Origin of the sequence: Arthrobacter sp. CAN_A214 (genome assembly GCF_015751955.1) — a bacterium.
Classification (GTDB): Bacteria; Actinomycetota; Actinomycetes; order Actinomycetales; family Micrococcaceae; genus Arthrobacter_D.
The window spans coordinates 32,988-47,610 of the sequence record NZ_JADOUU010000020.1 but is presented as its reverse complement, the minus strand read 5'-3'; the positions used below and the strand labels follow the sequence as shown (position 1 = coordinate 47,610).

Annotated in this window: 11 protein-coding genes and 1 pseudogene; 6 read left to right on the top strand and 6 right to left on the bottom strand. The window is 59.4% G+C overall.

Annotated features, from left to right (window positions below; translation table 11 throughout):
- Both IWX65_RS17865 and IWX65_RS14115 read right to left on the bottom strand, forming a co-directional pair.
- A partial coding sequence (locus tag IWX65_RS17865) for a hypothetical protein (protein WP_334683869.1) occupies positions 1-346 on the bottom strand: 346 nt, incomplete at its 3' end.
- Between the two features lie 747 nt (positions 347-1,093).
- Positions 1,094-2,076 (bottom strand): annotated as a pseudogene (locus tag IWX65_RS14115) (DDE-type integrase/transposase/recombinase); the annotation flags it as partial.
- A gap of 1,149 nt (positions 2,077-3,225) precedes the next feature.
- Here IWX65_RS14115 and IWX65_RS14110 point away from each other — a divergent pair.
- Complete coding sequence (locus IWX65_RS14110) at positions 3,226-5,745, top strand: hypothetical protein (protein WP_196883775.1); 2,520 nt, start codon at positions 3,226-3,228, stop codon at positions 5,743-5,745.
- 68 nt (positions 5,746-5,813) lie between these two features.
- On the opposite strand, the gene IWX65_RS14105 is transcribed toward IWX65_RS14110, so the two are convergent.
- Positions 5,814-6,176 carry a hypothetical protein gene (locus IWX65_RS14105; protein ID WP_196883773.1) on the bottom strand — a complete coding sequence of 121 codons (363 nt, stop codon included), beginning with the start codon at positions 6,174-6,176 and terminating at the stop codon, positions 5,814-5,816.
- Positions 6,163-6,558, bottom strand: coding sequence for a DUF6221 family protein (locus IWX65_RS14100; RefSeq protein ID WP_196883771.1), 396 nt, complete (start codon positions 6,556-6,558; stop codon positions 6,163-6,165). The genes IWX65_RS14105 and IWX65_RS14100 overlap by 14 nt, the downstream gene beginning before the upstream one ends.
- Positions 6,559-6,814: 256 nt before the next feature.
- Between IWX65_RS14100 and IWX65_RS14095 the strand changes: the two genes are divergently transcribed.
- From IWX65_RS14095 to IWX65_RS14075, 5 genes are all read left to right on the top strand, one after another.
- The gene (locus IWX65_RS14095; protein WP_196883769.1) at positions 6,815-7,174 is read left to right on the top strand and encodes a hypothetical protein; all 360 of its coding nucleotides are present in this window, start codon (positions 6,815-6,817) and stop codon (positions 7,172-7,174) included.
- Between the two features lie 88 nt (positions 7,175-7,262).
- Positions 7,263-7,565 (top strand): hypothetical protein, encoded by a 303-nt coding sequence (locus IWX65_RS14090; protein ID WP_196883767.1) that lies wholly within the window; start codon positions 7,263-7,265, stop codon positions 7,563-7,565.
- A 104-nt stretch (positions 7,566-7,669) separates the two neighbouring features.
- Positions 7,670-8,008, top strand: a complete 339-nt coding sequence (locus tag IWX65_RS14085) for a histone-like nucleoid-structuring protein Lsr2 (protein ID WP_196883765.1) — start codon at positions 7,670-7,672, stop codon at positions 8,006-8,008.
- Positions 8,009-10,000: 1,992 nt separating this feature from the next.
- Positions 10,001-10,660, top strand: coding sequence for a ParA family protein (locus IWX65_RS14080; RefSeq protein ID WP_196883763.1), 660 nt, complete (start codon positions 10,001-10,003; stop codon positions 10,658-10,660).
- 3 nt (positions 10,661-10,663) lie between these two features.
- Positions 10,664-11,257, top strand: a complete 594-nt coding sequence (locus IWX65_RS14075; RefSeq protein WP_196883762.1) for a hypothetical protein — start codon at positions 10,664-10,666, stop codon at positions 11,255-11,257.
- 87 nt (positions 11,258-11,344) lie between these two features.
- Here IWX65_RS14075 and IWX65_RS14070 read toward each other — a convergent pair whose 3' ends face one another.
- Together IWX65_RS14070 and IWX65_RS17860 are read right to left on the bottom strand one after the other, a co-directional pair.
- The gene (locus IWX65_RS14070; RefSeq protein WP_334683868.1) at positions 11,345-13,165 is read right to left on the bottom strand and encodes a MarR family transcriptional regulator; all 1,821 of its coding nucleotides are present in this window, start codon (positions 13,163-13,165) and stop codon (positions 11,345-11,347) included.
- 1,022 nt (positions 13,166-14,187) lie between these two features.
- Entirely contained in the window at positions 14,188-14,616 is a 429-nt protein-coding gene (locus tag IWX65_RS17860; RefSeq protein WP_334683867.1) for a hypothetical protein, read from the bottom strand.
- Positions 14,617-14,623 lie beyond the last annotated feature (7 nt).

Sequence of the window (14,623 nt, the reverse complement as noted above, 5' to 3'; positions counted from 1 at the left end):
GATTGCCGACCGGAGGAGTACCGACGCCCGGATTGCCGACCGGAGGAGTACCGACGCCCGGATTGCCGACCGGAGGAGTACCGACGCCCGGATTGCCGACCGGAGGAGTACCGACGCCCGGATTGCCGACCGGAGGAGTACCGACGCCCGGATTGTCGACCGGAGGAGTACCGACGCCCGGATTGTCGACCGGAGGAGTACCGACGCCCGGATTGCCGATGCTCGGAGGAGTACCGACGCCCGGATTGCCGGGCTCCGCGGAAGCAGGAGCAACAGTGAAGAACAGGCCGCCGGAGGCAAGAGCCACCGTGGAACCTGCAGCGAGCAAACGATTACGAGTGATCATCAAAATCTCCCAGCACGAAATGAAAAGATTTCCGGAGGGCCCAGAAAACCTGGAGCAATCAGACTGTCAACCAGCTCCTGCGCTTCATGTCACACCCGGGTTCCCGGGAAGTTAACCCCTGAAACTGAAGACAGGTAGCTGGTCTTGAGAGTCAGGTAACTACTGGGGGGACGCGAGTAGTGCTCGGCGGGTTAACAGGTAGAAGGTACTCAGGACGCGCTAGCAACCGGGGGTTATCTTTGGGATGTGGGTTGAAACCACACATGGAGCCAGCGACGCTAAGCCTTCTTGAGACCAAGGCAATCCCCAGCCGTTGCTGGCTCCTTCAAATGGAGCCGGCGGCGTTAAGCCTTCGTGAGACAAAGGCGATCCCCCAGCCGCCGTCGGCTCCTTCAAATTGTTTTTCCTTTGCATATGCACAGCCGCAGAGATGAGCTGAAATTAGTCTGTTATGCGCTTCGCCATTCCGCACTCGATAAAGCAAAGATTGATGCTGGCGCGAATGCCGGAAGACAATCGGATAAAGTTACCGATAAAACCCATGCTGCCCTTGGCTGTCGCCGCTTATGTTGACCTAACGAGTGCCCGTAAGATGCTCACCATGCCCACGGTCGATGGAGAGGGTCTGCTGCACGGATAGGTGACAGTCTCTAGTCACGCAGCCAGGGCGGCTGGTGTGTCCATGGTGGTCTCGAACTCGATAGGCGTCAAACGACCCAAACGGTGTTGCCGACGGCGCCGGTGCTAGGTGCGTTCGATCCAGGTCACGATCGCCATACGCAGGTGCTCGCAGGTGGTCCAGGAGCGACGGTTGAGGACGTTCTTCTGCAGCAGGCTGAAGAAGCTCTCCATGGCGGCGTTGTCGCCGCCGGAGGCAACTCTGCCCATCGAGCCGACCATGCGGTGGTGGGTCAGGGCTCGGACGAATTTTCGGCTTCGAAGTTGTGATCCTCGGTCGCTATGAATCACGCAGCCAGCGACATCACCACGACGAGCGAGAGCATTCTCCAGCGCGTTTACGGCCAGCTTCGACTTCATCCTCGAACCGATAGAGTAGCCCACAATCCGGTTCGAGAACACGTCTTTGATCGTGCAGAGGTCATCACGGACTGCCGGGCCGGGCTTCCTCCCGTTTTTCCCACGCTTCTTCCCGAACGAGCTCCACCAACCATTGACCGCGGGAATACGCCACGCCGTCCGGTCAACCATCGCCTCCCCAGCGTCGCGGGTCTCGTCCGCCAGGAGCCGGTGACCGAACTCGGGGTCGTCCGCGTGCACGTGGAACAGCGCGTTCGCACGATACGCCTCGACAACCTCACTGTCAGTTATGGGATCAGCCAGCCACCGGTAGTAGAGCTGGCGGGAGAGCTTTAAGACCCGGCACGCCACCGTCACAGGGACCCCATCGACAGCGAGCTCCCTCACGAGCGAGTAGAGCCTTTTCCCGGCAGGTTCGCCTGAGACAAATACGCTGCCGCCCTCCGCAGCACTTCATTCTCCTGCTCCAGCAACCGGACCCGTTTCCGCAATTCACGATTCTCTACCGTCTCGCTACGCGCCTGACCAGGCTTGACGCTCTCCTCGGTCTCGGCGTGACGCAGCCATCTCGTGAGCGTCATCGGATGAACGCCGAAGTCCTTCGCGATCTGCTCAATCGTCACTCCGGGCTCACGGTTCCTCGCAACGCGCACCACATCATCACGGAATACCTCGGGGTAGGGCTTAGGCACAGCAACATCCTTCCAGGCCAGCCTTCCGGCAAGCCAAACCAAATGTCACCTATCGGTGCAGCAGACCCGGTTCCGCCAAAACGTTATTGGCGTAGCCCAGATGAGTGAGTAACGCTGGTGCATGTTGCGAAAATGTTTAGGCTCTCGGTCACGACGTTGGACCTCGGTCGTTAAGCCGAAGGACTGCGGAACTGGTCCGCGACCGGCGGAAGTGATCGAGATGCAGGAGCTGAGAAAGCCCAGCCGCTTATTGGCGCAGGAAGACGAAATCTGGCCCATGCTGTTGCCTAGCCGTAGTCATAGTTTTCCGCGAACCTCGTCATTGCTCTGATCCCTTCACTGAACTGACCAACACGGTCCACGCCAGGCCCACAGGGGACCACTCGTCGCGGCAGCACTGAAGGGTCATGCCCCTGGGTGGACAAGCTCCTAACCCAGCCAGGACCAGCGGGCAGGCCGGCGTTGGCAGTTCAAGGGACACATCAGTATTTGCGGCCAGTATTCTCAAGGGTCACCTCTTGCTGCTAACATCAACCCTTCCTGATCAGCCCTTCCAGGACCACCTAAAAACTCACTGTGCTCTCATTCGAGCCCCATTGCCACTGTGACTAGGATTGAGCGAAGTAGATTGACAGGTTCGGGGTGACGGCCAGTTGATCGTAACGGGCCTTTCAGTGCCTTGGTCCCAGGTCAGGGATCCGCGCATCAGCGCCAACAGGGCATTGACTAGCCCGATGAGGACATCGGTCAGGTTAGCGGCTTTCTTGCCCTCAACTCTGGTTTAGAGTCGGTTCTTGCTCGGCAAATCAACTCGGGTATGTATGGACGAGGACTAACGGTCAGGGGCTAGTTAACGGCCTCAGAGAGCAAGCCGAGGCCGCTAGTCTGACCTCGACCGCCACCAGCATCGTGGAGAGGGTCACGGCGGCCGCTTCACCCTTCACGCGGTCACGGAAAACTGGGACACGAGACTAGCATTGCTCATTTACTTCAGGAACCCCTTTCACATCTGTAACAGGACTGTAGTCTTATCGGGATTTTACTCGCCGGGTTTACGCCCGTGTTTCGTTGGAGACCCTCTTGTTCCTTGCTTTCCCGCCTCGGCTTGTCCTTTCGGCTGTCCTATCCGTCGGTCTTCTAAGTAGCGCGATGCCTGCTGTGGCAGCGTCGCTTGAGTCCCCTGCGCCGACCGTATCTCCGTCAGCGTCTCCACCCGACTCCACGGTCGATCCCCTCCCCGGACCTGCAGTTCCGCCAAGTGAGTCGGCGACCGTTCCGCCGAGCATTTCCGCGACGGTCCCGAGCGAAGCACTGAGCACCCCTGCGACGGCTTCGCCCTCCGCGGAGCCGGGCACGAAGGGCAGCGCGGTCACGGTGGAGCCGGTGGCGGACCCCATGGGTCAGCCCGGTTTCAACCCGATTCTGGGAGAGCACCTGGCGGCGCCGTCGGACTCGGTGAAGATCCCGTTTGGTAGCCCTGAGGGGTCAGCAGCCGCGTTCGGCCAGCGAAGTGGCACCTTCAACGTCACGCTCGTCACCGTGATTCTTTCGGGCTCCCCGAACAACCGGATCTCCGATTTCCAACTCGATCAGGCACGGGCCTCGATTGCCGCTTCTAACAAGTACTGGCGGGCCGCCTCGAACGACCGCCTCGGCATGCAAATCACTGACGAGTACCGGGATGTGACGATCACGGCGAACAGCACTGACCAGTACTACGACCTCATGGCCAAAATCACCGCCCGAATGCAGTGGACGGCTACACCGAATGACGCGATGGTCGTTTATGTTCCGGTGTCGCAGTTCGCCGGCGGAGTGCTCGGCGGCGGTTTCATGGACGGCTTCAACAGCGGCCGGGTCATCATGCCGGTCCCCTCCGGGTTCACCAACAATGTGGTCAGCCACGAATTCGGGCACGTGCTCGGTTTGAACCACGCCAACAGCTTGCAGTGCTCCAATGGAAGCGCTGATGTCGAGTCTCCAGATGGCACTTGGGGCGACTCGGCCTGCGACTCGAGGGGCTACGGCGACACCATGGACCTGATGGGCCTGGCCCAGTACACCACGCCGCCGATCAACGCCTACCTCTGGGAATACGGAGGATTCGGCCGCGGGGATGAAATCCTTGATGCAGGTGTGGTCGAAGGCCCTAGATCCTTCACCCTTCAGCCCTGGGCGGGAACCGCGGCCCGGCGGGCAGTGAAGTTCGTGGACCCCGCAACCAGGGAAACCTACTACCTCGAGTTCCGCACACCCGTCGGTGCGAACGACGGCGGCGCGATCAACAATAACCGTGGTGTGATGATTCATAAGGAGGATGCGCGCGGGGACTGGCCGGACGCCGCGTCCCTGGCATTGACCCCTTCGAGCTACCCGTTCACCGGGTACTACAACCAGAACCACGCCTGGCAGCAGGGCTCGACGTTCCGCACCGCTCGCGGAACGACGGTGCGCATCGACTCCATCGGCAGCACGAGCGCAAGCATTACCATCACTGGAACGTTGTCGCGGGAGGCGGTGGCGGCGCCGTTTATTGATGGTGCTGCCGCGTTGGTGTCGGCCCTGGGTGTGCCGGTGTCGGAGGTTATTTGCGGGTTGAAAGACAACGGTTGCTACCGGAACTATGCCAATGGTGCAGTGCTGTGGTCGACCGGCACTGGTGCCGTGGCAAGTGTCAATGGACCAACCCGTACCGCGTGGGTTAACTCCGGTGCGCAGAATGGGCTTATGGGTTACCCCACCAACCGTGAGATATGCGGGATCAGGGACAATGGCTGCTACCAGTCTTTCCAGGGTGGGGAAATTCTCTGGTCTGCTGCCAGCGGTGCCCAGATCAGCCGGTTCGGTGCCACCCGCACCGCGTACCGTGCGGCGGGTGCTGAGAACGGTATCCTCGGTTACCCGACAGGCGCTGAGATCTGTGGGTTGCGTGAGGGTGGTTGCTATCAATCTTTCCAGCGCGGTGAGATCCTTTGGTCCGCCACAACCGGGGCGCAGATCAGCCGGCAAGGCGGAATCCGCCAGGTTTACCGTGCGGCGGGAGCCGAAAACGGAATTCTTGGTTACCCGATAAGCGCTGAGATCTGTGGGTTGCGAGATAACGGTTGCTCCCAGTCTTTCCAGCGCGGGGAAATCCTTTGGTCCGCCACAACCGGGGCGCAGATCAGCCGGCAAGGCGGAATCCGCCAGGTTTACCGTGCCGCAGGAGCCGAAAACGGAATTCTTGGTTACCCGACAAACGCTGAAATCTGTGGGTTGCGAGATGGTGGCTGCTACCAGTCCTTCCAGCGCGGCGAGATCCTTTGGTCCGCCACAACCGGGGCGCAGATCAGCCGGCAAGGCGGAATCCGCAACGCCTACCGGGCCGCAGGAGCTGAGAACGGTGTTCTCGGTTACCCGGTCAACATCGAGATTTGTGGGCTGCGCGATAACGGTTGCTATCAGTCCTTCCAAAATGGCGAGATCCTCTGGTCCGCCACGACCAACGCCCACTCGACCGTCACCGGACCTATCCGCACCACCTACCGGACACAAGGAGCCGAAAACGGTGCCCTCGGTTACCCCATGACGACCCAAACCTGCCCCACCACCACCCAATGCACCCAAACCTTCCAAACCGGAACCCTCACCTGGACCCCCACCACCGGCGTCCGGATGGTACAACGCTAATAAGCGCAGATTCTGCGTTGTATAAGCTGCAACGAGGTGATGCCGCCACGATATCGGGCTCTTCACGGTTAGAGCCACCAAAGCTCACCGGTATCCTGCGGGTTTTGCACCGGTAACCGGCCGTGCTGTCGGTAGAAGCCGAGCAAACGGGCGGAGTGTTCCCACCACAGCTCCTTCAGCGTGATCACGGACTCGTTTGCTCGCTTGTTCGCGGGTTGGTCATGCAGGATCAGGCGCCGCCCGAACAGGGTGGGGTCGCGTTTCTCGGCCGCCCGAATCGAGTATCGGACGCGCCGCACATCCGCCCTGCACATCGCGACGATCCGCTCGACCGGGATACCTCGGGAGTACATGAACAACCATTCCTGCTTGTTCTTGCACACACCGACCGGGTATTCCCCCTCCGGCAGGAGCAGGTCATCGAACCTCATAGCCCTCACTGAACCAGTGCGACTGACACTGCGGGTGCTCCCGCCACGGCAAAGCCATCAGCTCAAGGATTTTGTACAAATAACCCGGCTCCCCTACCGACTCGTCATCCCAGTCGATGCTCAGCACATGGGCCACGAGGTGCTGCTTCGCGACACAGTCCGCGATGACCTTCTCGGGGCGTTGATTCATGATGTGGCAAGCCAGCGGATCCCTCAACAGCTCCTGCCCGGCGACACCGATGTCACGGCCGACATCGGCCGCACGCCTGCTCTCCACGCACATCCCCAGGATCCCCCCGCCTCCGGGGTCATCCAACGCCTGCTGGGCGAGGTCATGGTCCTCCATCACGCGGGCAAGGATGAAGGCAGCCAGCTCGTTCATGACCGAAGCGTACCCACCGATGCTGGGACCACACAGGGAACACAACCTCCCAGCTGAATCTATCGTCACACCGTGGTGCGGGCGGTTCACCCACAGGTGGACGGCTTTGAGCTCACTCCTGACGGGCTCCACCCGCCCATAGATGGATGACCCACAACAACTCCCCCTAAAGCCGTGATGCGGCTTTCCAAATAATCGAACCTGTGTTCTATTTTAAACTCTGCATGAAATGACAGCACGGGAAGGACCGCAACCGATGACAACGCACCCAATGAACACTCCACGAGGCTCACCTCCCGGTTCCGATGCTGCCTGGCATGTCCTGGACGAGCCCGCAGTCATCCGCTTCCTGCCCAGCGGTACACCGTTGGCGTTGCGCTGGCGAGGCAGTATCTGGCAGATCATCGGTAACCCTGTCTCCTGGTCGAGCTCGAGCAGCTGGTGGGAACCCGACACCACGGCCCTGGGTGGTCGAGAGAGTCTCATTAGGACCCGGTTCTGGCGGTTTCAGGCCCAGACCGGGCCCGCCTCCCCGGTCCTGGAATTCGACATCAGCGCCAATCCACGATGGCAGGACTGGCGGTTACGCCGCGTCGCCGGCGTCCCCGGTTTCTGAGTGACCAGTTCGTCACGAGAGCTAAAGGCGGGGCGAGTGTCAGGACATGGGCAGCAGTAAAAGGTACCCAAAATATTATGCGCACCTGATGGATCAGCGGATCGAGGAATTCGTGATGCGCGAGGAACTCATCATGCTCACCGCAGCCGAACTCAACCTCGAGAACACCCGGCCCATTGATTTCCCGGAACCGCGGCGGGTGTACGCGTGGATCCGCTACCCCTCCAAAGCCATCCGAATCCAAGCCCACGCCATCGCCTACACGAAAACAGCCGTGAAAATCCGGTTCTTCGAATCCCTGATCATGATCCAACGCGAAGGCTGGGTCTGGCTCAGCTCCGTCACACCGGTCCCCGACAATGAGTCGGAAGAAAAAGGAAACGCCGGATAACTCCCTAGCAGGGAGGCACACACCTCCTGTGAAGGTGCTGCGATAGAGTCATTTCCCGGGGATTTCATTGGTTCGCAGGTTCAGATCACTTGGGAGTAAGAAAAATGGCGCAACGCGTGCAGGTGCACTTAGTGGATGACCTCAATGGTGAGGATGCCCAGGAAACCATCCGGTTCGGGCTTGATGGAACCGACTACGAGATCGATCTCAGTGCCGAGAACGCTGAACAGCTGCGTTCGGCACTGTCCGGATATGTGGACAAGGCCCGCAAAGCCAGCGGTGGACGAAAGAGTCAGGGTGGACAGAAGCCGTCGTCGACGAGTCGTGCCGCGCGCCAGGACACACGGCAGATCCGTCAGTGGGCGCAGGCTAACGGGTACAGCCCCAACTCACGCGGCAGGATCACTCAGTCGATTATCGACGCCTACAATAAAAGCCGCTAAACAACCCCGCCACCCAAGGAAAGCTAACTACCCGGCGTCGCGCACAGCGTCCGCCACAAAATCCTTGGGGGTCGGCGGAAAGATTTTTTCCAAGGGTATTAGTGCAGGTTCCTCCGCTCCCCCAGCGAGTTGGAGCACTTCCTCCGGCTCCAGGACGGTCACGTCGGTGATGACCTTTGGATCCTCCCCGTGGTGCAAGCGCGACAGTGATGGCTTCCTGAAGGCTCAGCTTGGCATAGTCGAGCTCGAAAGCGGCCGCTTCCCTCTCCGCCGCGGCGAGGGCGCGTCGACAGATCCTGATTGGGCTGGGCCGGACAGGAAGGACGATCCTCCGACGCGGCATCTCAGGCTGTTTTGCTTTCGCTGCAAACTCTTCCGCTGCTCGCCCCTGCTGCGGAATGCTGCGTTGCCTCACCTTCACCATGCCAGGATCTCCTCTGCCAGCCTCCTACGCTCATGTCCTACGGCAAAGACCGCTCCCCCGCGTTTCCTTCTAATCTCGTCTCGAGATACCGAACTAGAGACTTGGGCCGTTTGGATCGCAGCGAGGCGTCGCGCTTTAACCAGTCGTGGCACGTCCTCGGGCCGGCATAAAGACAACATCAACAGCCTTTCAAGCTCCGTGTGCTCACTCACAGAATTTCGGACTACCGAAGTACGTGAGATTGTACTACTTACTCCCGAACTTCGGTATTCCCGAAGTACCGACTACAGGAATAACCAACCGTTAAGCCTGACAACTTGTCCGGGGTGGCACCACATCAAGAGCCTCTTATCTGACCCACTCCAAAGGCCATCGAGAACCTGTCATGGCGTAGATGGATTAACCCCGGTAGTCCGGTAGTTTGGTAGTTCGGCAAATCAGGAGTCTTGCAGTTCGACGGCTTGTTAGTCCGGTAGAACGGCTGAGTGTCACTCTGCTTCGGAGCGCCGAAATGACAGAGTTCGGCAGTGTAATTCGCAGAGAAGTGTGGCGAGTCGATCAGTCTCGGCAGGTCCTCGGATCCACGCGAGGACAGCACCAGCATCTCTGTAAGCTCTGACTGTCTGCTTACAGAGCACCGAACTACCGAAGCCGCCAATGTCAGCATCCGCTCCTAGCAATACCGTTCTTCCGAACTTCGGTACTCCGTAATCCCGAGCTCGAGAAACAAAGAACTATCATATCTGGCGACATGCCCAGAGTAATGCCAGATGAAAATTATCTGATCCGATCTGCGTCTGAGGGCATCGAGATCCAATCCTGGTACGAAGACGGTAGTTCGGTAGTTCGGTAGTTCGGTAGTTCGGTTGTTAGGCGAAAGGGACAAATGCAAAATCCGCTTAAAATACCAAGGTTACAGAGTTCGGCAATTTAGTTTGCAGTGAAGTATCGCGAGTATCTAGTCGTGGCACGTCGTCGGACATACGTAACGACGGCACGAGCAGCCCTGCAAGCTCTGACTGACAACTACCGAACTACCGAACTACCGAACTACCGAAGTCCTAGTCCTGAGTCCTGAGTCCTTCAATGACAGACACAAGCTGGAGTGTGAAGTTTATTGATTCACGAACTCTGTAGGTACCGAAGCTCAGTGTTAAAACTCATACGTGATGCCCGACCCTCATGCCAGGGGAGGGCACCTCCTCACCCGGACGTTCGGAGTTCGACCAAGATCGACGATCCACCGAACCTCGGAACTCCGCATTTTCGACAAATCAGCCATCCCAAGAACCTGCTTAGACACCGATAACTTACAGACTTCGGGTATTCGCAGGTTTAGAGTTATGGGCTTGGGAACATACAGAGTTCGGTACTCTCGAAATCTGTCGGCGATTCCTACCAGGTAGGGGAGTGGCTCACTGATAACTTGTAACAGTTAGCTTGCCGGCTGACAGCTGGAACTCTGTAAGTTCCGTACTTTGGGCAGCCAGTGGCCGCCTCAATCAGCTATACGCAGATGCCCACTGCAGCCGGACCATTTTGCCATTGCAACGAAGGATCCGTGCGACATGAGGGTTGTCTCTGTCATCAACCAAAAGGGCGGCGCCGGTAAATCGACGACCGTCATGAACCTGGCGGCCGTCGTCGCCGAGCATTCACGTGTACTCGTCGTAGATGTCGACCCACAGATGTCGGTGACATCATGGGCGACCACAGCGGAGGACCTGCCGGAAGACCGCAAACTGCCCTTCGATGTCGTCGCCGAGACAGACGTCAAGGTTCTTGCCCAGCTGCGTGGTGCGGACTACGACACGATCTTCGTCGATACACCCGGCAACCTCGAGAACATGACGGTACTGAAAGCCGTGGTAGCCAATTCCGACTTCGTTATTTTGCCTACCGAGCCGACAGCACTTGCGATGCTGCCCCTGGTTAACACCTACAGGAGCATCGTCGAGCCCGGGGGAGTGGATTACAGGGTGGTGATTACCAAGGTGGATTCGCGCTCCCTCGTCGATGCAACGGACGCCCAGGAAGAGCTCCGCGGAGCCGGACTAATGGTGTGCAAATCCTTTGTTCGCTCCTATAAGGTCCACGAGCGTGCACCGCTCACCGGCCAGGTTGTGACCACCTATGACAAAACCCGAGCGGCCGAGAAGGCCGGCGGGGACTACAAAGACGTTTCCCGGGAGCTCCTGAGCATCTGGGCCAACCAGGAACAGAGGTAAACCATGGCGGTCAAGAAGGGACTGAAGGGGCTGCTGAACCAGGGCAGCCAGGAGATGCTCGCCGCTATGCAGCGTGATCCGGAGCCCGAAACATCCGATCCGGGCTCCGGTGGGGGAGCGGCGGCGACTCTTCCTATTTCAGCGCCGACTGGTCCTGCCTCTCCGGTGAACTCCGCTCCGACCGCTGTGTCGCCTGATGGCAAGCTGACACTGGCAACACTAGAGGCCGCACAGGAGCCCCAGAAGGAGGCAGCGCCAGTCCCGATGGCATCTCCAGCACGCCCGGGGCCGTCGCACATTCGTGCGGCGCCTATTGCGCCGCAGGATACTCCCGCCGCCGAACCTGATCCGCTGCCGTCGAAAAAGCCATCCTGGGAGGAGATGGACCGTAAGGAGGTACGTGTGTACAGCGACCAGGTCCTCGCGCTGACCACACTCCGGCTGAAAATCAACAAGGGTAAGAAGGGATCCGAACGCATCACGGACAACACCCTGATCCGCACGGCGATCGACTTGCTATTGGAACGCCAGGAAGACATCGGGGGAGTGACGGAAAATGAGATCCGGGCTTCCTGTGGGCTCGACCCCCGCTACTGAGTTTGGAACATTCGGAGTGCCGAACTTCCGAAGTTCGCGACTTCGAGCTTCCAGCGTGCTTATCCAGCAAACTCTGTGAGTCTGGGGTCAACCGGTAAGCCGAAACACAAGGTCGGCTAGGGATAAGTCATCCGGCGGGCCCTCGTACGCTTCCCAGGGGTAGTCGTCGTCGGGGGAGGGGATAAAAACCTCCGTCGCCCGTCTGGAAAGCCATGTCCGCCATTGGGCACGCTGTTCCCTGTACATCGTTACCTGGCGGGCAACGTCCTCAAGCACGCCAAAACTCTCAGCCAGGGTAGACAGACTTGTCACTGAGACCAGTCTCCAACCGGCCGGGCTGCGGACCGCGAGGTTCCACGCTGCGAGACACTCTAGTGATTCGCTCACGGCGGTGCGGGAGAGTCGCGTAATCGGGACAAGGTCGGCTGTAGATAGAGAAGTAGTCGCAGCTTCCAGAGCCTCATATACGATCGCCGCGGGGAAACCGAGCTCCCTGAAGACGGGCCGCAACGCATGGACCTTGCCCTTCTTCCAAGAAATCTCACTCGCACTGTCCTTCATAGACGAGGGGACCACAAGCTCGTACTGATCGCCTCGGGTTCCCTTCGCTTTTTCCAGCAGCGCGATCAAGGGTTGCGAAGCTGAACGGAGGGCTCGGAGGTGTGCGGCGACGGTGGTGTGGTCGAGCCCGGTCGCAACTGCCAGTGATCGGACACCGAATTCGATAACTGATCCGCCTGTCATGTGAGCAGCTGCACCGATCGCTCTAAGTACCATCCGTCGTGCCAGGTCAGCCCTTGAAGATCCCATCGTGCTCTCCATAAGGAACGCTGCGTTTCGCCACACCCTGATGAATCGATGCTGAGACGCGGAGTCGACAAGCTGAGAACTACCACCATGTAATGCGGGGGGCTGTGTATTTGGCTTGCTAGTGGGGTTTTTACGGTTAGTTTGCTTGTTGCTGCCATTGGTAGTCGTCGTTTTGAGGTAGCGGCGGGCCGCGTCGAGGTCTCGTTGAAGAGCTGTTACTCGGTTGCCTGCGCTGTAGCGGGCGTAGAACGAGGCTAGGCCGGGCCAGATACCCTGGGTCATGCGGCGGTAGATGTCGGTGGCGGTAAGGCCTGCTGCGGCCGCACCTGTAATGACCGCTTGGCGCGCCTCTGAGTTGCTGCCGTATCGGTTCGTGTCGTACAGGCCCGTGCGCGCGATCGCCTGCATCGCCTGCGACATGCGAGTGGCAGGGGTGACTTCACACGCCAGCTCAATAGCATCGTCGAGAACTGGGGGCGCCAGCTCGAGGCGCATGGCCTTGGTCGCGCGAATTTCCTCGTGCAGGTCCTGTCGCATGGCTTTCCAGACCGTGCCGGAGTTGGGCCGTTTGACGATGTCGTAGGCCATGGACAGGCTCATGGCGAGCTGCTGGTGGCCGCCGGTCTTGTGTCGGCTACCAGGTACACGCATACAGCCGTGGATGAGGTTCTGGTGGGGCGTCCGGTCAAGGCTTGGGAGACGGTTGCCGAGAGCCTCCACGAGTTCGCGGGCATCGCTGAACGTCGCTGGTGTTGCCAGCGGAACGTAGACGTGCCGGCCGCCATTGGGGGAGTAGTCCTCGATCCAGCGGGCGCCTAGGCGGTGCAGCCATTCCTGTAGGGCCCGGACATCGGCTGCGACTTGGCTCAGCCCGCCCTTGGAGGAGTCGAAGTCGAAGAAGAGCGAACGGCAGGACCCGTCCTTGCCAAAGATGCGGACGGCGGCAGGTAGAGACGGCAAGGCATCAGTGAGGTCCCGCTCGAACTTCTGGGGGTAGCTCTTACCGGCGTCTCGCGACAGCCTCACACGGGGCTGGCCTGCCAAGAGGGGTGCGAGTGCAGCCCATACGACCGAGGGCTCGTCTTTGACAAGCGACACGCCCGAACTCTGTAAGTCTGGCAAGGCCCAGCTATGCTGGGGTAAAGTGATGGTATTCCTCCCAAGGGAATGACAAGGGACCGCTCCTCCACCAGGGGGTGAGAGCTTGTGGGACTTGCATCCTGATCAGCCGGCAAGCAAAAGCAGGTTGTAAGTCAAAGTCTTCGAAGGCCCGCCGTTGGCGGGCCTTCATCTTTTAAGAAGCTATGCGGCCGATAGGCAAAGCCTCCTGCTGGTTGTTCTTCGAGAAGTCTGTGTGCTGGATCCGATCTTCAACGACTGAGGCTACCCAGTCACTTACGTGTTCGAAGCCCTCGGCGGACGCGATTTCACGCACCGCATTGGCCTTCTCCGTTGCCAAGCGAAAGCCAATGAGCTTGCGGTCACCCTTGTGCCTGCGGCCGGGTCCGACTCGACCGTCTGCTGTCACAGCCATGATTACCACTGTCCTTTGAATCCGGTGGCCCGGGAGCCTTCGCTTCGTGATCAGTTCCAGTGTCTGGAGGTAACATCTGCCACTTACGTGAAAACAGATATTGTCCCGACATTCCGAACCTAGCAGGGTCCTCATGCCTCGCAACGTATTACGTGCAAATCAGTTTTTGTGTCGTGTCGCGGGCTGAGTCTCGCTTCGGTCCGTGCAGGGGCAGTCAACCGCTCCTGCGAGGCGCCCTCAGTTGGACCGCTTTGGACCGCTTTGGACGGATTGGTCCCGAGTAGTCCGGGTGCCAGCGTTGCAACACCGTCGTGTCGATGGCGGCATAGCCTTCGTGTTCGGTACAGGACAGTCCTCCAATCATCAGTGTCGTCGCAGCGACCGACGAACTCGCTCCGTGCGGTCGCTGGCGGGCGCTCACCCGCCCTCATGCTGCCGCAGGTAAGCCCTAGACCGTGAGCAGAAGGTCGAAGCTGAATAACTAGCTACAGTACATCTTAGTCACACATAGCTGATGCATGTGTGAGTCCGGAGATCGATGTCTCTCAGGCTGACTTCTGAGAATTTTTACCAATTACGGATGGTGCTACGCCTCGTCCAGAATCTTCGCTATCGCGTGGAGCGTATCTGGATCTACCGGGCCAAGGGCTCGAGCTGCGAAGTTGCGTACCTCGGCACGACGTAGGTTGCGAAGCAGCTCCAGCTCAACTTCCACCTGTTCGGGAAGCTTGCCACCTTCCTGCAGGAAGTACTCAGGGTCGACGTCGAAGACGCGGGCAATGGCGACCAGGGCTTCATCAGGAACGTACTGTTCCTTCCCGGCCTTCAGGAGGGACCACCTCGTGCGCGAGAGAAAGTAGCCGTATGCCTGAGTCGCATCACGGATTGTTGGATAGTCGTAGGGCTTACCGGCAGGGGACATGATGACGTCGAGGAGGAGGCCCACTTTCCTCGCAAGTATCTCTGCTCTCCGTATCCCATCGGATCGTTCCCGGGATACATCCAAGTCGTTCACGTACTCA

Excerpts from the sequence above, each read along its gene's own strand:
- IWX65_RS14110 (WP_196883775.1), top strand. The coding sequence starts at position 3,226 with ATGCCTGCTGTGGCAGCGTCGCTTGAGTCCCCTGCGCCGACCGTATCT.
- IWX65_RS14105 (WP_196883773.1), bottom strand. The coding sequence starts at position 6,176 with ATGAGGTTCGATGACCTGCTCCTGCCGGAGGGGGAATACCCGGTCGGT.
- IWX65_RS14100 (WP_196883771.1), bottom strand. The coding sequence starts at position 6,558 with ATGAACGAGCTGGCTGCCTTCATCCTTGCCCGCGTGATGGAGGACCAT.
- IWX65_RS14095 (WP_196883769.1), top strand. The coding sequence starts at position 6,815 with ATGACAACGCACCCAATGAACACTCCACGAGGCTCACCTCCCGGTTCC.
- IWX65_RS14090 (WP_196883767.1), top strand. The coding sequence starts at position 7,263 with ATGGATCAGCGGATCGAGGAATTCGTGATGCGCGAGGAACTCATCATG.
- IWX65_RS14085 (WP_196883765.1), top strand. The coding sequence starts at position 7,670 with ATGGCGCAACGCGTGCAGGTGCACTTAGTGGATGACCTCAATGGTGAG.
- IWX65_RS14080 (WP_196883763.1), top strand. The coding sequence starts at position 10,001 with ATGAGGGTTGTCTCTGTCATCAACCAAAAGGGCGGCGCCGGTAAATCG.
- IWX65_RS14075 (WP_196883762.1), top strand. The coding sequence starts at position 10,664 with ATGGCGGTCAAGAAGGGACTGAAGGGGCTGCTGAACCAGGGCAGCCAG.